The organism is Streptomyces sp. NPDC107575, assembly GCF_055657265.1.
In genome coordinates this window covers 1,290,758-1,309,247 of record NZ_JBVKBG010000002.1, presented here as the reverse complement: position 1 = coordinate 1,309,247, position 18,490 = coordinate 1,290,758, and the positions used below count along the sequence as shown (strand labels likewise).

The following is an 18,490-nucleotide window of genomic DNA, read 5'->3' as shown; positions in this document are numbered from 1 at the left end:
TAGATTCGCAAGAACGACCCCCGACGAGCAGGAGGCGCCGCCGTGCCCCGACGCCCCGCCGAGCACAAGATCTACGCCCATGCGAAGCTGCGCCGACTGCGCCGCGAGGCGGGCATGAACCAGGTGGACATGGCCCGCGCGCTCGGCATCTCGACCAGCTACGCGAACCAGATCGAACAGAGTCAGCGCCCGCTCACGGCCTCCGTCCTGCTGCGGGTCGCGGAGGTCTTCGGCGTCGCCCCGGAGTACTTCTCCGGCGCCGAGGAGGACCGCCTCGCCACCGATCTGCGCACGGCGCTGGCAGACGAGGCATGCGGCACCCCGCCGCCCGTCGAGGAGATCGCCGACGCGGTCCGCGACCACCCGGAGGTGGCACGCGCCCTGGTCACCCTGCACCGCCGCTACCGGGACGCCGCCGCGCAGGCAGCGGCACTCGGCACCAAGGACCGGGGCACTGCGGACCTGGCCGCGCCCCTTCCTGCTGCCGAACCGCACGACGACGTACGGGACTTCTTCTACGCGCACCACAACCACTTCGCTGCACTGGACACGGCCGCCGAACAGCTGGCCGATGAGATGGAGTTGCGGCCGGGGCAGATCACGGGGCCGCTGGCCGTACGCCTTTCGATGCGGCACGGGCTGAAGGTGGTGCAGGCACCGCCGGGCCGCGCCGCCGACGCGCGCCGCCTGGACCGGGAATCAGGACTGCTGCTCCTGTCACCGTGGCTGAGCGACGGACAGCGCGCCTTCCAGCTCGCCACTCAGCTCGCGTTCCTCGAGCATGCGCCACTCCTCGACCATCTGATCGACGGGGCCGCCGAGTTGGCCTCGCCGGAGGCGTCGGCACTGGCCCGCATCGGCCTCGCGAACTACTTCGCGGGCGCGCTGCTGATGCCGTACACGGCGTTCCACCGGGCAGCGGAGGACAGCGGCTACGACATCGAACTGCTCTCGGCGCGCTTCGGGGTCGGTTTCGAGACGGCCTGCCACCGGCTGAGCACGCTGCAACGGTCCGGGCAACGCGGAGTCCCGTTCTCCTTCCTGCGGGTCGACCGGGCCGGGAACATCTCCAAACGGCAGTCGGCGACCGACTTCCACTTCTCGCGCCTCGGCGGCACGTGCCCGCTGTGGACGGTGTACGACGCGTTCTCCGCACCAGGCCGCGTGCTCACCCAGGTCGCCGAGATGCCGGACGGGAAACGGCACTTCTGGATCGCCCGCACCATCACGCGCGGCGGCCACGGCCATCACGCGCCGCGTGCGGAGTTCGCCGTCGCGCTCGGCTGCGAGCTGCGCCACGCCGACCGGCTGATCTACGCGGCGGGCGTCGCGCTCGACGACCCGCGCGCCACCACTCCGATCGGGCTCGGCTGCCGCATCTGTGAACGGCGTGACTGTGCCCAGCGGGCGCGTCCGCCGGCCGGCGGACGCCTGTCGATCGACGCGGACCGGCGCACGCACGTGCCGTATCCGGTCGAGGGGCAGGGCTTCTGATTTCCAGACCGGTCTCCTGTCCGGAGGCCCGCCCGATCGGCAGCCCCATGTCCAGTGGCCTCACTGGATCGGTAACGCCGAGCCACCAATCCCCCTTCGCACCTCCCGAATTCCGGAAGGACCCCACCGTGACCCGACGCGTCTGGTTCGTCTCGCCCGCCATGAACGCCTCGCTGCGGCAGGCCCGGTTCGACGACGGGGCCCCACTGGACGCCGCGGGCCGCGAGCACGCCAGTGCCGCGGCCGGAGTGCTGCCGACGCCTGCCCTCGCCGTTGTGTCCGGGAGCCGGCGCTGCCGCGAGACCGCCGAGCTGCTGGGGCTCGACTCGTCCGTCGCACCGGACGAGTTGGCCGCACCGGACACGGGCAACTGGCGCGGCCGGACCTTGACCGAGGTGAGCGAGACGTCACCGCAGGATGTCGCCCAGTGGCTCGGGAACCCCGCCTTCGCCGCCGGAGGCGGGGAAAGCGTGGCCGACGTGTGCGCGCGGGTGTCGCGCTGGCTCGACGCCATGGCCACTGACAGCGGTCTCGTGATCGCCGTCGTGGAACCGGAGTTGACGCGCGCCGCCCTGGTGCACGCCCTGGGCTCGCCGCTGTCGGCGTTCTGGCGCTGCGACGTGGCACCGCTGACGGTCACCGAACTGAGCGGGCGCGACGGACGCTGGAACGTGCGCTGCGGTCGGCCCCTCGCCCCGCCCGGAGCCTCCGTCGGCCCGCTTCCTCAGTAGGTGCCGTCGCGGAAGCGGCTCAGCAGCGCCGCGAGGGCGCAGCGCGGGCAGTCGGCCGCGATGCCGCTCCGCGCTCCTGGTGGTGACACGGCACAGGAGCCCTCGGTGCAGTCCCCCACCAGTTCCTCCAGCTCCTCAAGGAGGCGCTGTGTCCGCTTCGCCTGCTGGGCAAGGGCTCGCACCCTGGCGCTCTGACCGCCGATCTGGCGTCGGCTCGCGACGAGTTGCTCGTACTCCTCCACCGTGAGTGCGACGGCCTCGCGGCCGCCGAGGACGATGTGTCGGGGCTGCATCTGTCTGCCCACGCGGCTCCTCGCTTCGTCGCCGGACCAGTGGTTCCGGTGTAAACGAGTGAGGGCCCTCGGATGGTTCCGCGGGCCCTCGTTTCTCGCTCGACCTGCGTGATCGAGTGAACGGATCAGCTCCCTGCCGATACCGCCTCACCTGCCGCGACGGGCTTGGGATGGAGCAGGCGCTCGGCCAACTCGCCGAAGAGCAGGCCGAATCCGGTCCACAGCGTGACCTGGATGGCGAGGGCGGAGAGCCGGAAGCGCCACAGGACGGCCGCCGGGAAGTGCTCGGGCACCTCGTTGATCACGGGCAGGAACTGGAAGGCCAGGCCGACGACCACGGCGAAGCCGAGGACGGCGACCACGGCGGCCCACCAGTTGCCGATGCGGGGCGCGAGTCGCTTGCCGAGGATGGTGGCCGCGACCGCGAGGAGGATGCTGAGCACCATCATCAGGAAGTACAGGGTGGTCCGCTTGCCGATGGTGTCGGGGTTGCCGACGGCGGGCGGGTTGGCCGGGTACTTCAGGAACGGTACGACGTAGACGGCGATCAGTGCGCAGCTCGACAGCAGCAGCGCGGTCGCGCGCGGACCGAAGCGGCCGACGCGGCCGAGCGCGAAGCAGTAGGCCAGCGCCGCGATGCCACCGAACGCGACCCCGTAGATGAGGACGCCGGTGGCGAGGCCGGCCGTGGACTGGAGGCTGCGCGAGACGAGTTCGACCTCGTCACCGTGCGAGTGGCCGGCATGGGCCTCTTCGAAGCCGATCGCCTTGTCGACCATCGGTTCGCCGAGCCAGTAGGAGATGACCAGGGCGAGCACGCCGGCCGCGAGGCCGGCGAGCATGCCGCGAACGAGCAGGTTGCGTACGGTTGTTGAGTTCATGGGTGCGTCGGGTTCCCTCGGGTCAGTGGCAGGGGAAGCCGAGCAGGTGGCGGGCGTCGTGCACCCATTCGTGCACGTCCGCTCCGCTGAACACGGAGGTGGCGCCCTGTTCGGCGCCGACGAAGTAGAGAAGAACCAGCATCAGGATGCCGACGAACGCGGCCCAGGGGGCGATGTCCTTCAGCGGCAACTTGGCCGGGACCACAGGGGTGTTGGGGGTCGGCTGGGCGACATGCTGCGCCATGGCAGGGCCTCCTTCGGGAGTTCGCGTCCCGTCTCGGTGGTGCACAGGACGACAGCCACGGGTCTGACTCACGCGCGGTCCACTCGACCGCCCGCACACAGTGGCGCGACCGTGCCGGATTCACACCGGCTTCCGTCGTGCTGTCGTCGATACCCAGTGAAGGTACCGCGTGACGCGTCCATGGCCAAGACCAGGCCTGCAATGCCCCCGATCGACGTGACCATCCCCGCCAAAGAAGGCGAGGGACCAGGAGCGGCCCCACACGCCGAGCGCCGTACTGGCCGCCGAACGCGTGCCGGACGCGCTCCGGCGGACGTGACAGCCAGGGCTATTGCACAGCATGCGCAACAACCAATTAGAGTCAGTTGTCGTACCTACTGATCAGGAAGGTTGTCCTCGATGCCGGTCATACCCGCCCGCCGGAGCGTGCTCACCGCGGCAGCAGTCGTCGGCGCCGGTCTGCTGACCGGTTGCTCGACCGGCAGTTCCGGCACCTCGTCGCCGAAACGGGGCGGGACGGTGAGCGCGGCGTTCCCGGGCGCGGGGGTCAAGGAGACGATGGATCCGCACGCGCAGCGGCAGTTCGTCGACATCGCCCGCCACAAGGCCGTCTTCGACAAGCTCGTCGACCTGGACTCGGCCCTGCGGCCCGTGCCGAGACTGGCCCGGAAGTGGTCCAGTGACAAGTCCGCCCAGATCTGGCGGTTCGAGCTGCGCGAGGCGCGCTTCCACGACGGGCACGTCCTGACCGCCGACGACGTGCTGTACAGCCTGAAGCGGATCCTCGACCCCAAGGCCGCCGACCACCTGGCGAAGAACTCCCTGTCCCACGTGGACCTCGCCAACAGCCGGGCGGTGGGCAAGCGCACGGTGGAGATCCGGCTCGAGCAGCCCAACGCCGAGCTCCCGTCGCTGCTGGCCATGACCGGCACCAGCATCGTCCGCGACGGCTGGAACGACCCCAAGCACCCGGTCGGAACAGGGCCGTTCACCTTCGTCTCGTTCCACGCGGGCCGCTCCTTCGTGGGACGGCGTTTCGACGAGCACTGGAACGGCGCCCCGCACATCGACGAGGTACGCATCCTCTCCGCCGACACGGAAGCCCGCTCCGCGGCCGTGCGCAGCGGCGAGGTGCACTATGCGCACGAGATGTCGCCCACCTTCGCCCGGACCGTCGAGCACGACAGCCGGGTCCGGATCGTGGCGACACCGCACAGCGGGGTGCAGGGGTTTGCGCTCAAGACGGACCGCGCGCCCTTCGACGACCCGGACGCGGCGATGGCGGTGAAGCTGCTCATCGACCGCAAGCGGTTCGTGGACGTGGTCGGCGCGGGCCGCGCCGAGATCGGCAACGACCTGTACGGCAAGGGGTACACGTACTACCCGAAGGGTCTGGAGCAGCGGGAACAGGATGTGGCCGAGGCCCGGAAGCTGTTGCGCCGCACCGGGTTGTTCAACAAGACCGTCACCTTCTACACGTCGACGGCGGCGGACGGGTTCGCGCAGGCGGCCCATCTCTTCCGTGAGCAGGCGGGTGACGCGGGCCTGAAGGTGAAGATCGTCAACGGGCCGCCGGAGACGTACTTCACCGATGCGCTGTCGACCGGGACGGTGGTGAACCACCGTTGCGGTGCCATGCCCATCCCCACCTACATCAGCGAACGGCTCCTGACCGGCTCGCCGCAGAACATCTCGGCCTGGGAGCACCGGGACTTCGACCAGGACTTCGTCGCGGCGCGGGCGGTCGCGGACACCGAGCGCCGCACGCGGGACTACCGGTCGTTGCAGACCACGCTGCGAGACCGCGGGGGCCTCGTTCTGTGGGGGCACATGGAGTGGCTGAACGTCGTCTCCAGCACGCTGCACGGCGTGAAGGAGGCGGCGCCGAACACCACGGACTGGGCCCGCTTCGACAACGTGTGGCTGGACTGACGTGCTGCGCTACGCCGTGCGCCGCGGCGCGTGGACCGTCGTCCAACTGGCCGCGCTCAGCGTGATCGTCTTCCTGCTCACCAACCTGCTGCCGGGGGACGCGGCGACCGCCGAGTTCAACGAGCAGACGAGCCTGGGCCAGGTCGCCGACCTGCGCCGGCAGATGGGTCTTGACAGGCCGATCGCCGAGCGCTTCGCCGACTGGGCCCACGGACTGCTGACCGGCGACCTCGGGACCTCCCTTGTCGGGGGCCAAGCCGTGCGCGACGTACTGGTCCCCTCACTCCAGGCGACGATGGCCCTCGCGGCCGTCACGCTCGTGATCCTGGTCCCGCTGGCCGTGGCCATCGGCCTGCTGACCGGGCTGCGGGCGCACAGCCGCACCGACCGGGTGGTCTCGGCAGTGACGCTGACACTGACGTCCATACCGGACTTCGTGCTCGCGCTGCTCCTGGTGGCGTTCTTCTCGCTGCGCCTCGGCTGGTTCCCCTCCACCTGGGTGGGCGCCGACGACGGATGGTGGCAGCGTCCGGAGCTGTTCGTGCTCCCGGTGGCAGTGCTACTGGCTCGTACGGTGTGTTCCCTGTCCCGGCAGGTGCGCGCCGGCACGCTCACCGCGGTGCAGGCCGGGTACACGGTGCAGGCCCGCCGTCTCGGTGTGCCGCCCGTGCGGCTGGTCTGGCGGCACATCCTGCCGAACGCGGCCGTGCCCGGCGTGCAGGAACTGGCCCGCACCGGGGACCAGTTGCTGGGCGGCGTCCTGATCGTGGAGGCCGTCTTCGCCATCCCCGGCACCGCCACGGCTCTGATCGAGGCCGTGCAAAACCGTGACGTGCCCACCGTCCAGGGGCTCACCCTGGCCCTGGCGGCGGTGGCGTGTCTCCTCAATCTCGGGGCCGACCTGGTCGGTCAGCGGCTGGCTCCGCGTGCGGAGGTGCTGCGATGAACAAGCCGTGGACCAGGCGGTACGCACGCGCGGCCGGCGGCGGCCTGCTGCTGCTTCCGCCGTGCGCCGCCGCCCTGATCGGGCCCTTGGTCACCAGCGCCGACATTCCGGCCGACGGTGCGCCCTACAGCACCGGCGACGGCCACCCGCTCGGCACGGACCAACTGGGCCGCGACGTCCTGACGCTGGTCCTGCGCGGTGGCGCGAGTGCGCTCGGCGTGGCGTGCGCGGCGGTGGCGCTGGCCGTCGTCCTCGGTGGGCTGCTCGGCCTCGCGGCCGCGTCCGCCCGCAGCCGGTGGCTCGACGATCTGCTGATGCGTCCCGTGGAGCTGTTGCTGCCGCTGCCCTCGCTGCTGGTCATCAGCGTCGTCGGGGTCGGCTGGCGCGGTCAGCCCGTCGCGGTCGCGCTGGCGGTCGCGGTGCTCAACGTCCCGGCCGTGGCGCGGCTGTTGCGGGCGTCCGCGCTGGACGCCGCGAGCAGCCCCGTCGCGGAGGCGATGCGCCTGCAGGGCGAGTCGGCGGCCCGGATCCTGTTCGGGCATGTCGGGCGCGCCGTGCTTCCCGTGGCCGCGGCGGACGCCGGCACCCGGGTCGGGACCGCGGTGTTCACCGTGGCCGCGGCCAACTTCCTCGGCCTGGGCCTCGATCCGACCTCGCCGGACTGGGGCGTGGTGATCGCCGCGAGCCGGGAGGCGCTGTTCGTGCAGCCCTGGGCGGTCTGCGCGCCCGCCCTGCTGCTCGTCATGTTCACCGTCGGCGCGAATCTGATGGCCGACGGACTGCTGCCGCACAGCGAGCGGCGCCACGCCCCGGCCGTCCGGAAGGTGCTCGCATGGAACCGGTGATCCAGGTGCACGGGCTCAGCGCGCACGCCGGGACAGCTGTCCTCCTCGACGACGTGGACCTGACCGTCGCTCCCGGTGAGGTGACCGCGCTGGTCGGCCCCTCGGGCAGCGGCAAGACCACGGCCGCACTGGCCCTGCTCGGTGAAGCGGCCGACGGCGTGCGACTGTCAGGCTCCGTGGACGTCGCGGGCACGCCCATGGTCGCCGAGGGAGGCCCCACCCGCCTCGCCTCCGCCGCCCGCGGCCGGCTGATCGCCTACATGCCGCAGCATCCGGCGAACGCCCTCAACCCGGCACGCCGGATCGGCTCCGTCCTGACCGAGCTGGCCCGGCTCCACCGCAGCGAACACGGCGACAGATCCGTCGCGGCCGCCCATGCGGCCGACGCACTGCGTCTCGCCGGCCTGCCCGACGAGCGCGCGACCCTGCGCCGCTTCCCGCACCAGTTCTCCGGCGGACAGCGCCAACGGGTGGCCCTGGCCCAGGTACTCGCCTGCGGCCCGCGCGCCCTGGTGCTCGACGAACCGAGCACCGGCCTGGACACGGTGGCACGGCTGCGGCTCGCCCAGGAGTTGGGCCGGCTCGCCTCCGACGGGTTCGCGGTCCTGCTGCTCAGCCACGACCACGCGCTCGTCCGCGCGGTGGCCGCACGGACCGTCGTCCTCGACCAGGGCCGGGTGTCGTCGGCCGGCCCGACCGCCGAGGTCCTGCCGACGCCGCCCGCCGCCGCCGCGCCGGAGCCCGCCGTGCCCGTGCAGCGGTCCGCCTCCGGCGCCGGCGAGCCGACAGCCCTGCACGCGGGCGGGCTGACCGCCTGGCTGCGCGCCGGCCGGCGCGGGGACGTACTCCACAACGTGTCGGTCGGCGTCCCGGAGGGCGGCTGCACCGCGGTCGTCGGCCCGTCGGGCAGCGGAAAGACCGTGCTGGCGCGCTGCCTCGCCGGTCTGCACGAACGGTACGCCGGTGAACTCTCCCTGCACGGTCGGCCGCTGCCCGTGCTGCGGCATCGCACACCGCCCCAGGTGCGCGCCGTGCAGTACGTCTGGCAGGAGGTGCGCGACTCCTTCGACGAGCGCCGCTCCGTCCTCGACCAGGTGGCCCGCACCGCCGAACGCCTGCACGGTGTCACCCGCCGCGAAGCAACCGACCGCGCACGGCAGATCTGGGAGCGGCTCGGGCTGACGTCCGAACACGCCACCCGGCACGCCGCTGCGCTGTCGGGCGGCGAGCTGCAACGAGCCGCCCTGTCCCGGGCGTTGCTCGCCGAGCCCGACGTGCTGATCTGCGACGAGATCACCACGGCCCTGGACTCCGTCAGCACCGCGCTGGTGACGGCGGAGATCGCACGGCTGCGCCGCGAGAGCCGTACGGCGGTGCTGTGGATCAGCCACGACCTGCGGCTCGTCGAGGAGGTGGCCGACGACGTGGTGGTCCTGGACGCGGGCGCCGTGGTGGAGAGCGGAGATCTGCCCACCGTGCTCGCCGACCCGCAGTCCGAGACGACGCGGCTCCTGCTGCGCTCACAGCACCTGGGCCGGCCCACCGGCCCGCCGCCGGACGTCCACCGAAAGGAACAAGCACACCCTTGACTTCCTCCCCTCCCTGAAGGGAGGGGATTTCCATAGCTCGCGCTACAGGCTTTTCTGCTTCATTGCCGCCCGCCCGCCCGGAGTTCTCCGTTGAGGTCTTACACCAGCTCCACAGACAGACACCGCCAGCCCGGCGGCCAGAAGGTTCTTCGCTGCGTTCACGTCCCGGTCATGGGTCGTGCCGCAGTCACACGTCCACTCGCGGACGCTCAGCGGCATCTTCCCCTGGAGGGTGCCGCAGGCGGAGCACAGCTTGGACGAGGGGAAGAAGCGGTCCACGACCACGACTTCCCGTCCGTACCAGGAGGCCTTGTCCTCCAGCAGGCCCCGGAACTCGCGCCAGCTCGCATCGGAGATGGCGCGGGCGAGGGAGTGGTTCTTGACCATGGTGCGCACGGTCAGATCCTCGACAACGAGCGTTTGGTTTTCGCGCACGAGACGAGTCGTCAGCTTGTGCAGACTGTCGCGCCTGCGATCGGAGATCCGGGCGTACACCTTGGCGACCTTGCGGCGGGCCTTGGCCCGGTTCGCTCCGTTGCCCTTGGCCTTCTTTGCGAGGTTGCGCTGCGCCTTCGCCAGACGGGTCCGGTCCTTGTGCTCATGTCGGGGGTTCGCCACCTTCTCCCCGGTGGACAGGGTGAGCAGGTGGGTCAGCCCGGCATCGATACCGACTGCCGTATCCACGGCGGGAAGCGGCTTCACGGACAAGTCCTCGACGAGCATCGACACGAACCAGCGGCCCGCCGCGTCCTGCGACACGGTCACCGTGGACGGTTCCGCACCCACAGGCAGGGGGCGCGACCACACGATGTCGAGGGGGGCACGCATCTTCGCGAGAGTCAGCCTCCCGGCACGGAAGCGGAAGCCGCTGGTCGTGTATTCGGCGGACTTCCGGGACTTCTTCCGGGACTTGAAGCGCGGGTACTTCGCCCGCTTGGTGAAAAAGTTACCGAACGCGGTCTGCAGGTGCCTGAGCGTCTGCTGGAGCGGTACCGACGACACGTCGTTCAGGTAGGCGAGTTCTTCGGTCCTCTTCCAGCCAGTCAGCATCGCCGACGTCTGGTTGTAGTTGACCCGCTCCTGTCGCGTCCACGCTTCGGTGCGGGCAGCGAGCGCCAGGTTGTAGACCTTCCGCACGCATCCGAAGGTGCGCGACAGCTCGGCTGCCTGCGCATCTGTCGGATAGAAGCGGTACTTGAACGCCCGCTTCACGGGTCCTCAACCATGTTTCACGAACTAGCCACCGTTTCCGCGAAGGGCCACATGTGCAGCCTAGAGCCCCGCCTTTCGCCTTGGCGGCGAAACTCCACTCGCTGCCCGCTACGCGGGAGCTTCATTTCCTCCCCGGCCTGAAGGCCAGGGTATCCATGAAGGAGACACGATGACTGCAACGACCGACGCCACCTGGCAGCACTGGCAGACCAGTTGGGACCGCCAGCAAGAGTGGTACATGCCCGACCGCGAGGAGCGCTTCCGTGTCATGCTCGACACCGTCGAGGCGGTCGCGGGCCGTGCCCCGCGCGTCCTCGACCTGGCCTGCGGCACCGGCAGCATCACCGACCGGCTGCTGCGGCGCCTGCCCGACGCCGAGAGCACCTGCCTCGACATCGACCCGGTCCTGCTGACCATCGCCCGCGGCCACTTCGCCGGGGACGCACGCGTCACCTTCGTCGAGGCCGACCTCACCGACCCCGACTGGACCGAGCGCCTGCCCCACACCTCGTACGACGCCGTGGTCACGGCCACCGCGCTGCACTGGCTCGACACCGAACCGCTGCGGCGGCTGTACGGCACGCTGGCACGCGTCCTGCGGGAGGGCGGCGTCTTCCTCAACGCCGACCACATGCGCGACGAGTCCGCGCCCCGCCTCAACGCGGCCCTGCACACCCTGCACACCCAGCGGCAGGCCGAGCGGCTCCAGGACGGCGCGCAGGACTGGGCCGCATGGTGGCGCGAGGTGGCCGACGATCCGCACCTCGCCGACCCGGCGACGGAGCGCTTCGCCCGGCTCGGTGACCCCCGCCGGCCGCGCACCGACGGCCCGCCGAGCGACCGGCCGACCACAACGCGCTGGCATCTCGACACGCTGCGCGGCGAGGGCTTCGGCGAGGCGCGCCAGGTGTGGTGCTCGGCCAGCGACGCGCTGGTGGCCGCGCTGCGCTGATCAGGGACGGGCGGTTCAAAGAGGCCGCGAGACAAGGGTGCGGGAGGGGTGTTTTGGCCCGAGGAGTGCCGCGTGGCTCGCCCCCGAGGGAGCGGGGTGGGTGGCCGCGACCCAGCCGGCCCGTTTGTAGAAGCGGAGGGTGCCGGTGGCGCGGGCCGAGGTGAGCAGCCAGCACCGGCCGTCCGCGCGGTCCTCCGTCACCGCGAGCAGCAGCCGTTCGCCCAGGCCGTCGCCGCGGGCGCGGGTGACGACGGCCAGTTCGTCGACCTCCCGGGCGCCGCACAGCCACTCCCGGGTGTGCCGCTCGCCCAGCGCGGCCGCTATCTGCGGATAGCAGCGCTCGGCGGGGAAGGGACTGGGCGTGGTCCAGGCCGTCGCCCAGCCGAGCACCGACCGGCCCGCAAGCGCGAGCGCCGCGACGAATCCCGGCCGGGCCACGTCGCGCGCCAGCCGGTGCACATAGGCGTCGGCCTGCTCGGGTCCCTCCGTCCAGGGCGGCGCACCGAAGGCGTCGGCGTACACCGCCCGTACACCGACGCCGTACGTCAACAACTCCTCCCCGCCGACGAGTTGCACCCGGGCCGACATCACGCGGCCTGTGTACTGATCGTCGTCGGCAGCGGTGTCAGGGACGCAAACTCCAGGGGTGCCGACGGGTCGATCGAGACGTTCAATGGAGCGGGTTCGGCGCCGGAGCGGACCAGGAGGTCGCCGACCGCGGCAATCATCGCGCCGTTGTCGGTGCACAGCGTCATCGGCGGCACCCGCAGCTCGATGCCCGCGGCCCGGCAGCGCTCCTCGGCGAGCGCCCGCACACGGGAGTTCGCCGCCACTCCCCCGACCACGACGAGTGTCCGCACGTCGTGATCGCGGCAGGCCCGCAGTGCCTTGCGCGTGAGGACGTCGGCGACGGCCTCCTGGAGCGCGGCCGCGCCGTCGGCGACCGACGGCTCCGCGCCACGCAGCCGGTGCTGCTCCACCCACCGGGCAGCCGCCGTCTTCAGGCCGGAGAAGGAGAACGCGTACGGGTCGTCACCCGCCTTGGTCAGCGGGCGGGGGAACGCGACGGCTCCTGAGTCCCCCGTCGTGGCCGCACGGTCGATGGCGGGGCCGCCCGGGTAGGGCAGGCCGAGGATGCGGGCGACCTTGTCGAAGCACTCGCCGGCCGCGTCGTCGAGGGTGTCGCCCAGGTGCAGGATCGGCTCGCGCACCAGGTCGCGGACCAGGAGCAGGGAGGTGTGGCCGCCGGAGACGATCAGGATCACGCACGGCTCGGGCAGTGGCCCGTGCTCCAGGGTGTCGGCAGCGACATGCCCGGCCAGGTGATGCACCCCGTACAGCGGAACTCCTGCCGCGTAGGCGAGGCTCTTCGCTCCGGCCAGGCCGACCTGCAGCGCGCCCGAGAGGCCCGGACCGGTGGTGACGGCCACCGCGTCGAGTTGGCCGAGCGTGAGCCCGGCCTGGGTCAGGGCCTCTCGCACGACCGGCGTAAATGCCTGGAGGTGGGCCCGAGAAGCGATCTCGGGCACCACGCCGCCGTAGCGCGCGTGCTCGTCCATGCTCGACGCCACCACGTGGGCCAGCAGTTTTCCGTCCTGCACGATGCCCGCACCGGTCTCGTCGCACGACGACTCGATCCCCAGCACCACCGGTCCGCTCACCACGGCCTCCTTCTGCACACGTTCAGTACTTGCAATATATGTGCAATAAGGCCGTGGGGGCAGATCGCCCCTGCCTGCCCGCAGCAGGGACGGCGTCCCACCGGCGGGCCCCACCTCGGGTCTCAGTCCGCGCAGGTCGCGCACAGGCCGTGGACGAGCAGCGCCCCATCGGCGTCCGGGCGCAGCCCGGTCAGTTCCTCGATATGACGGGCCGCCTCGACCAGCCCGCCAAGGGGCACGTCCTTCACCGCCCCGCACCGCCGACAGACCGCGTGATGATGGGCATCGGCCCCCGCTCCGTAGCGCTTGGGACCGGGACCGTCGACCTCGTGCGCCAGACCGACCCCGACCAGTACCTCCAGCGTCCGGTAGACGGTCGCCTGGTCGACCCGCTCCCCCGCGCGGCAGAGCGCTTCGTAGACCTCCACCGCGGACAGATGACGCTCCGTCTCCGCCAGCAGGCGCAGGATCCAACGCCGGTTCGAGGTGGCGCGCAGGCCACGGCCGCGCAGCAGCGCCGAGGACACCGCTCCCGCCCCACCTCCCGCGTCATCCGGCGAACAGCTGATCACGCACCCCCATACCTGCGACCGACTTCAGGCGCCGCGCCCGCTCCGTCCGGGCGCACATCGCCGGACCTAGGTCCAGCGCCCGATCGCACCGTATCTTTCTTGCTGTTAGCGTGCAGCTGCACATCAATCGCAATAAGCAATACGTCAGAGGGTGTTGGAATTGGCGATCTACACGCTGCCGGAGCTTCCGTACGACTACGCGGCGCTCGAGCCGGTGATCAACCCGCAGATCATCGAGCTGCACCACGACAAGCACCATGCGGCGTACGTGAAGGGTGCGAACGACACCCTGGAGCAGCTCGCCGAGGCGCGCGACAAGGAGTCGTGGGGCTCCATCAACGGCCTGGAGAAGAACCTGGCCTTCCACCTCTCCGGCCACATCCTGCACAGCATCTACTGGCACAACATGAACAGCCCCAAGGACGGTGGGGGTGGCGAGCCGACCGCCGCCGACGGCGTGGGTGAGCTCGCCGACGCGATCACCGAATACTTCGGTTCCTTCGCCGGCTTCAAGGCCCAGCTCACCAAGGCCGCCGCCACCACACAGGGTTCGGGCTGGGGCGTCCTCGCCTACGAGCCGCTCAGCGGCCGCCTCATCGTCGAGCAGGTCTACGACCACCAGGGCAACGTCGGTCAGGGCTCGACCCCGATCCTCGTCTTCGACGCCTGGGAGCACGCGTTCTACCTGCAGTACAAGAACCAGAAGGTCGACTTCATCGAGGCCATGTGGGCCGTCGTCAACTGGCAGGACGTGGCCAAGCGTTACGCCGCCGCCAAGGAGCGCACGAACAGCCTGCTCCTCACCCCCTGACCCGTCGGGGGACCGCGATGTCCTGCTCGTGATCGTCTTCTCACCCTTCACCGGCAGGCACGACAAGGGCTCCTGCGGACCGCGCGTCCGCAGGAGCCCTTCGCCGTTCCGCAGCCGTGCCCGAACGGCGCACTGCGTGACGCGCACCACACTTTGAGCCGGGAACGCCACGGGATCCGTATCCGACTAGTGGCAGACACCGTGCGTCCCAGGACCTGTCCCGACGCGGGGGAACGGTGGCGGCACTACCAGGAGAAGCAGTGAGTGAAGCCTCCGGCGGCGGACCCGCCCTCGTATCGCCCTCTGATCGCCGGGCGCCCCGGTGGCGCCCGCCGCCCGCCCTGTTCGGTTTCGTTCTGCTGCTCGCGGTGTTGTTCGGCCTGTCGTACGCGGTCGGACACGCGGCGGGCCCCGTGGCCCCGGGCATGCACGGGACGGACTCCGGTCACGGCGCCGGCGGTGGCTCCCACACCGGCGACACGGACGAGATGGACATGGGGCACGGGAGCGGCAACTGATGGGGACCGGATCTGCGCCGTCCCTGACGGTGACCGACATCGCGGTCGGCGGAATGACGTGCGCCGCATGCGTGCGGCGGGTGGAGAAGAAACTCGCGAAGCTGGCCGGCGTCGCGGCGAACGTGAACCTCGCGACGGGCATCGCACGGGTCAGCCATCCCTCCGGCATCAGTCCGCAGGAATTGGTCGGCGCCGTGGAGCAGGCGGGATACTCAGCCCGGTTGCCCACGCCAGAGCGGCAGGCGATCGCGCGGGATGAGGAGTCGGCCCCTGATCGTGCCGAGCGACAACGGCTGGTCATCGTGGCGCTGTTGTCGCTCCCGGTGATCGTGTGGTCGATGGTGCCGGCCCTGCAGTTCCGTAACTGGCAGTGGCTGTGTTTCTTGCTGGCCGCACCGGTCGCACTGTGGGGTGCCTGGCCATTCCATGCGCGTGCCGTGCGCGGTGCACGGCACGGCGCGGCGACGATGGACTCCCTGGTCTCGCTCGGGGTGGTGGCATCCTTCTCCTGGTCCGTGTACGCACTGTTCTTCGGCGGGGCGGGGCGGGCGGGGATGCGCATGCCGTTCACGCTGGTGCCCTCCGCCGCGGACGGGATCGCGCATCTGTACCTGGAGGCGGCGGTGGGTGTGCCGCTGTTCGTGCTGACGGGGCGGTTCCTCGAGGCGCAGGCGCGGCGCGGTACGGGGGCCGCGCTGCGCTCCCTTGCCCGCCTCGGCGTCAAGGACGTCGCGGTGCGAGCAGGCCGCAGCGAGCGTCTGGTGCCCGTCGAGCAACTCGCCGTCGGGGACGCCTTCCTGGTACGTCCGGGCGAGCGCGTCGCCACGGACGGCCTGGTAGTGGAGGGGAATTCCGCTCTTGACCAGGCCCTCGTGACGGGCGAGAGCAAACCGGTGGAGGCGGGGCCCGGAGACGCGGTCGTCGGCGGCGCCGTCAACGCGGGTGGGTTGCTCGTCGTGCGGGCCACCTCGGTCGGCGCGGACACCCAACTGGCGCGCATCACACGCATGGTGACCGAGGCGCAGGCCGGAAAGGCACGCGCGCAGCGGCTCGCGGATTCGGTGGCCGGGGCGTTCGTGCCGGTGATCCTGGCGCTTGCCGCGACCACGCTGGGCTTCTGGCTGGGCGCGGGGGCCGAGGCACAGGCGGCCGTCACCGCGTGTGTGGCGGTGCTCGTGGTGGCGTGCCCGTGCGCGCTGGGACTCGCCACGCCGACGGCGCTGATGGCCGCGACCGGCAGGGGCGCCCAGCTCGGGGTGCTCGTGACCGGGCCACAGGCGCTGGAAGGGCTGCACCACATCGACACCGTCGTGCTGGACAAGACCGGCACGCTGACGTCCGGGCACATGAGCGTCGGCGCCGTCTCCGTGGCCGCGGGCAGGATGACGGAAGGCGAGGTGCTGCGTCTTGCCGCGGCGGTCGAGGACGCGTCCGAGCATCCGCTGGGCCGTGCGATCACCGTGCATGCCGTTCGCGCGCTCGGGGACGAGGTCCTGCCTCCCGTCGAGGACTTCACCGCGGTGCCGGGGATCGGTGTCCGGGGCCGGGTGGAGGGCCGGTTCGTCGAGGTGAGCGCCGTCGACCAGGACCTGCCGGCATCGCTGGAGGGTGCGCTGCGTGCTGCCGAGGACGCCGCGCACACCGCCGTGCACGTACGGGTCGACGGGCAGGTGGTGGCGCTGATCGCCGTCGGAGACGTGGTGCGGTCCGGCAGCTACCGTGCCGTGGACCGGCTGCGGCGCCTGGGCGTACACCCGGTCCTCGCCACCGGCGACCGGGAGGCGCCCGCGCGGGCGGTCGCCGCCCAACTGGGCATCGACACCGTGCACGCCGCCTGTTCTCCCGAGGACAAGGCCGCGCTGGTGGCGGCACTGCGCGCGGAGGGGCACCGGGTGGCGGTCGTCGGTGACGGCGTGAACGACGCGGCGGCCCTGGCCTCCGCCGATCTGGGGATCGCCATGGGGGCGGGTACGGACGTGGCGATCGGTGCCGCCGACGTGACGCTGGTGCGCGGTGAGATCGAGGCGCTGGCCGACGCGGTACGCCTGTCCCGTACGACGCTCGCCACCATCCGAGCCAACCTGGTGTGGGCGTTCGGCTACAACGTCGTGACCGTGCCGCTGGCCATGGTCGGCCTGCTCAATCCGATGCTGGCCGCCGCGGCCATGTCGGTCAGCTCGGTCCTCGTGGTCCTCAACAGCCTGCGCCTGCGGACCTGGCAGCCCGCACCGGCCCCGGCCCGTCCGCGCGATTCCCGGCAACGGGCGAGGAGCAACTGGTGACGACCTCTCCCCCCGACACCGCGCCGCCCATCGTCACCGGCCGCGGGCAGCGGCTGAAGCAGACAGTGCTCGCCGCTGCCGCGCCAGTCGTCGCGTGCGTGCCGGCCCTGGGCGGGCTGACCGCCTGGACGTCCTTCGGCCGGGCCGGTACACCTCCCGACCTCTCGGTCACCGGGGCCCGCGTCTTCCAGCCGCCGGGAGACACCCCGGCAACGGCGGCGTTCTTCCGGATCACCAACAAGGGCGGCGCGGCCGACGAGTTGACCGGGGTCACCTCACCCGCCGTGCCGGGCGGGATCGCGCTGAGCCGCCACCGGATGACAGAGGACGGCGCGGCCTACCGCGACGTCGCCGCCCGGCTGCGCATACCAGCCCGCGGCACCCTGGACATGACGCCGATGTCGAGCGACGTGACCGTGCTAGCCGGCCAGGGGTGGCGGTCGGGCGACCGGATCCCGTTCGACCTGCGCTTCGCACACAGCGGCACCGTGCGGGTGCGTGCGGAGGTCGTCCGGCCCCGCACGAATCCGAGCCGGAGTGACAGATAGCCCGGGGGAACCGGCCGGCCGGTTCCCCCGGGAGTCGATGATCAGGACACCGGGGCACAGACCACTCCCCCGCCGCGGCACGAGCCCGCGCCCCGCATGGCTTCCTCCGCGTACGGGAAGACCAGCCACTGACGGCTTCGGCGCCGGGTCAAGCCCCGGCATCCGCGGGCCGGTTGATGCCGACCCTCCGGTTCATGAGCGAGGAGCAGGCCATGCGGACGCATGCTCGTACGCCTTCCGAGATGTGGCCCTGGGAGGACCCGGCGAGCGGTGCGCCCGCTCGCCGGCAACGGGTGCGGGACAGCGTGCACACGTGGTCGCTGCCCGCCCTCACCGCGGCCATGCTCATAGGGGCGTACGGCTGGCTGGGATTCTCCATTCATGCCGCGCCCGGAGCATGGGCCGGCGCCGCCGCCGGGGCGACCACCAGCCTGCTGCTGCACTTCTGCGTCCGCCGCGCCACTTCCACCGGCCGACGCGAGCCTGCGCCGGGCCCGTGGCACGCACGCCGTTGAATGGATCCGGCGCGCGGCCGGACGCTCAGGCGTCGGCGGTCTCGGCAACCTGGTAGCCGGCCTCCTCGATCGCGGCCCGCAGCACGGCGTCGTCCAGGCCGGCTCCCCCGACTCGGACCGTGTGGCTCTCCAGAGCCACATCCACGGCGCCGACACCGGGGACGGCGGACACCTCTTGCGTGATGACGCTCGCGCAGTGGCCGCAGCTCATGCCGGTGACGCGGTAGTCGATTCGGTCCATGGCGCTGCTCCTGGGGGTAGGACGACGTGCGTGCGTCTTGGGATACGTGCGAAACGAGCCCGTCGTTCAGCCGGGCCCGTGTTCTCCAGGAGTCGGTCGCGGGCGCGGGAGAGTTCCTCTGTGTGCCAGGCGTCACACGGACGGGTGACGCAGCTGCCGCGATGTTCAGCGGAGACGACCCCGCCCCTCCGTGGTGCGTGCGGGCGGTGCCAAGATGTGCCCG

20 protein-coding genes are annotated in these 18,490 nt (G+C 71.5%); 12 read left to right on the top strand and 8 right to left on the bottom strand.

The annotated features are described in order from the left end of the window. Nucleotides 1-42 precede the first annotated feature (42 nt). Together ACZ7L4_RS12560 and ACZ7L4_RS12555 are read left to right on the top strand one after the other, a co-directional pair. Nucleotides 43-1,494 (top strand): short-chain fatty acyl-CoA regulator family protein, encoded by a 1,452-nt coding sequence (locus tag ACZ7L4_RS12560; protein ID WP_472101696.1) that lies wholly within the window; start codon nucleotides 43-45, stop codon nucleotides 1,492-1,494. A gap of 128 nt (nucleotides 1,495-1,622) precedes the next feature. Beyond that, the gene (locus tag ACZ7L4_RS12555) at nucleotides 1,623-2,225 is read left to right on the top strand and encodes a histidine phosphatase family protein (protein ID WP_472101694.1); all 603 of its coding nucleotides are present in this window, start codon (nucleotides 1,623-1,625) and stop codon (nucleotides 2,223-2,225) included. Here ACZ7L4_RS12555 and ACZ7L4_RS12550 read toward each other — a convergent pair. From ACZ7L4_RS12550 to ACZ7L4_RS12540, 3 genes are all read right to left on the bottom strand, one after another. After that, a complete protein-coding gene (locus ACZ7L4_RS12550; RefSeq protein WP_472101692.1) occupies nucleotides 2,219-2,530 on the bottom strand; it encodes a hypothetical protein in 312 nt (103 codons plus the stop codon). The two genes, ACZ7L4_RS12555 and ACZ7L4_RS12550, sit on opposite strands and share 7 nt — an antisense overlap. Before the next feature lie 113 nt (nucleotides 2,531-2,643). Beyond that, nucleotides 2,644-3,399 carry a CbtA family protein gene (locus ACZ7L4_RS12545; protein WP_472101690.1) on the bottom strand — a complete coding sequence of 252 codons (756 nt, stop codon included), beginning with the start codon at nucleotides 3,397-3,399 and terminating at the stop codon, nucleotides 2,644-2,646. A 22-nt stretch (nucleotides 3,400-3,421) separates the two neighbouring features. Beyond that, nucleotides 3,422-3,643 carry a CbtB domain-containing protein gene (locus tag ACZ7L4_RS12540; RefSeq protein WP_472101689.1) on the bottom strand — a complete coding sequence of 74 codons (222 nt, stop codon included), beginning with the start codon at nucleotides 3,641-3,643 and terminating at the stop codon, nucleotides 3,422-3,424. A gap of 399 nt (nucleotides 3,644-4,042) precedes the next feature. On the opposite strand from ACZ7L4_RS12540, the gene ACZ7L4_RS12535 reads away from it, so the two are divergent. The 4 genes from ACZ7L4_RS12535 to ACZ7L4_RS12520 are packed head-to-tail and all read left to right on the top strand — an operon-like array spanning nucleotide 4,043 to nucleotide 8,955. Next, nucleotides 4,043-5,575, top strand: a complete 1,533-nt coding sequence (locus ACZ7L4_RS12535; protein ID WP_472101688.1) for an ABC transporter substrate-binding protein — start codon at nucleotides 4,043-4,045, stop codon at nucleotides 5,573-5,575. A 1-nt stretch (nucleotide 5,576) separates the two neighbouring features. Next, nucleotides 5,577-6,521: an ABC transporter permease gene (locus tag ACZ7L4_RS12530; protein ID WP_472101687.1), complete on the top strand. Its 945-nt coding sequence runs from the start codon at nucleotides 5,577-5,579 to the stop codon at nucleotides 6,519-6,521. Next, a complete protein-coding gene (locus ACZ7L4_RS12525; RefSeq protein WP_472101686.1) occupies nucleotides 6,518-7,366 on the top strand; it encodes an ABC transporter permease in 849 nt (282 codons plus the stop codon). The genes ACZ7L4_RS12530 and ACZ7L4_RS12525 overlap by 4 nt, the downstream gene beginning before the upstream one ends. Beyond that, nucleotides 7,354-8,955, top strand: coding sequence for an ABC transporter ATP-binding protein (locus tag ACZ7L4_RS12520; protein ID WP_472101685.1), 1,602 nt, complete (start codon nucleotides 7,354-7,356; stop codon nucleotides 8,953-8,955). Before ACZ7L4_RS12525 ends, ACZ7L4_RS12520 begins: the two co-directional genes overlap by 13 nt. A gap of 42 nt (nucleotides 8,956-8,997) precedes the next feature. Here ACZ7L4_RS12520 and ACZ7L4_RS12515 read toward each other — a convergent pair whose 3' ends face one another. Continuing rightward, nucleotides 8,998-10,167 (bottom strand): RNA-guided endonuclease InsQ/TnpB family protein, encoded by a 1,170-nt coding sequence (locus ACZ7L4_RS12515; RefSeq protein WP_472101684.1) that lies wholly within the window; start codon nucleotides 10,165-10,167, stop codon nucleotides 8,998-9,000. Nucleotides 10,168-10,336: 169 nt separating this feature from the next. Here ACZ7L4_RS12515 and ACZ7L4_RS12510 point away from each other — a divergent pair, with 169 nt between their 5' ends. After that, nucleotides 10,337-11,119: a class I SAM-dependent methyltransferase gene (locus ACZ7L4_RS12510; protein ID WP_472101683.1), complete on the top strand. Its 783-nt coding sequence runs from the start codon at nucleotides 10,337-10,339 to the stop codon at nucleotides 11,117-11,119. A gap of 15 nt (nucleotides 11,120-11,134) precedes the next feature. Here ACZ7L4_RS12510 and ACZ7L4_RS12505 read toward each other — a convergent pair whose 3' ends face one another. From ACZ7L4_RS12505 to ACZ7L4_RS12495, 3 genes are all read right to left on the bottom strand, one after another. Then, nucleotides 11,135-11,707: a GNAT family N-acetyltransferase gene (locus ACZ7L4_RS12505; protein WP_472101682.1), complete on the bottom strand. Its 573-nt coding sequence runs from the start codon at nucleotides 11,705-11,707 to the stop codon at nucleotides 11,135-11,137. After that, a complete protein-coding gene (gene tsaD, locus ACZ7L4_RS12500; RefSeq protein WP_472102030.1) occupies nucleotides 11,707-12,768 on the bottom strand; it encodes a tRNA (adenosine(37)-N6)-threonylcarbamoyltransferase complex transferase subunit TsaD in 1,062 nt (353 codons plus the stop codon). Before tsaD ends, ACZ7L4_RS12505 begins: the two co-directional genes overlap by 1 nt. A gap of 134 nt (nucleotides 12,769-12,902) precedes the next feature. Continuing rightward, nucleotides 12,903-13,352: a Fur family transcriptional regulator gene (locus ACZ7L4_RS12495; protein ID WP_472101681.1), complete on the bottom strand. Its 450-nt coding sequence runs from the start codon at nucleotides 13,350-13,352 to the stop codon at nucleotides 12,903-12,905. Between the two features lie 160 nt (nucleotides 13,353-13,512). On the opposite strand from ACZ7L4_RS12495, the gene ACZ7L4_RS12490 reads away from it, so the two are divergent. The 5 genes from ACZ7L4_RS12490 (at nucleotide 13,513) to ACZ7L4_RS12470 (ending at nucleotide 18,026) form a co-directional block, all read left to right on the top strand. After that, the gene (locus ACZ7L4_RS12490) at nucleotides 13,513-14,163 is read left to right on the top strand and encodes a superoxide dismutase (RefSeq protein ID WP_472101680.1); all 651 of its coding nucleotides are present in this window, start codon (nucleotides 13,513-13,515) and stop codon (nucleotides 14,161-14,163) included. A 260-nt stretch (nucleotides 14,164-14,423) separates the two neighbouring features. Then, a complete protein-coding gene (locus ACZ7L4_RS12485; protein ID WP_472101679.1) occupies nucleotides 14,424-14,681 on the top strand; it encodes a hypothetical protein in 258 nt (85 codons plus the stop codon). After that, complete coding sequence (locus ACZ7L4_RS12480; RefSeq protein WP_472101678.1) at nucleotides 14,681-16,963, top strand: heavy metal translocating P-type ATPase; 2,283 nt, start codon at nucleotides 14,681-14,683, stop codon at nucleotides 16,961-16,963. The genes ACZ7L4_RS12485 and ACZ7L4_RS12480 overlap by 1 nt, the downstream gene beginning before the upstream one ends. Further along, on the top strand, nucleotides 16,960-17,511 hold the full coding sequence (locus ACZ7L4_RS12475) for a copper chaperone PCu(A)C (protein WP_472101677.1): 552 nt from the start codon (nucleotides 16,960-16,962) through the stop codon (nucleotides 17,509-17,511). The genes ACZ7L4_RS12480 and ACZ7L4_RS12475 overlap by 4 nt, the downstream gene beginning before the upstream one ends. Nucleotides 17,512-17,705: 194 nt before the next feature. Further along, on the top strand, nucleotides 17,706-18,026 hold the full coding sequence (locus ACZ7L4_RS12470) for a hypothetical protein (RefSeq protein WP_472101676.1): 321 nt from the start codon (nucleotides 17,706-17,708) through the stop codon (nucleotides 18,024-18,026). Nucleotides 18,027-18,051: 25 nt separating this feature from the next. Here the strand turns inward: ACZ7L4_RS12470 and ACZ7L4_RS12465 are convergent, their stop codons facing one another. Beyond that, nucleotides 18,052-18,267, bottom strand: a complete 216-nt coding sequence (locus tag ACZ7L4_RS12465) for a heavy-metal-associated domain-containing protein (protein ID WP_472101675.1) — start codon at nucleotides 18,265-18,267, stop codon at nucleotides 18,052-18,054. Nucleotides 18,268-18,490: the final 223 nt, after the last annotated feature.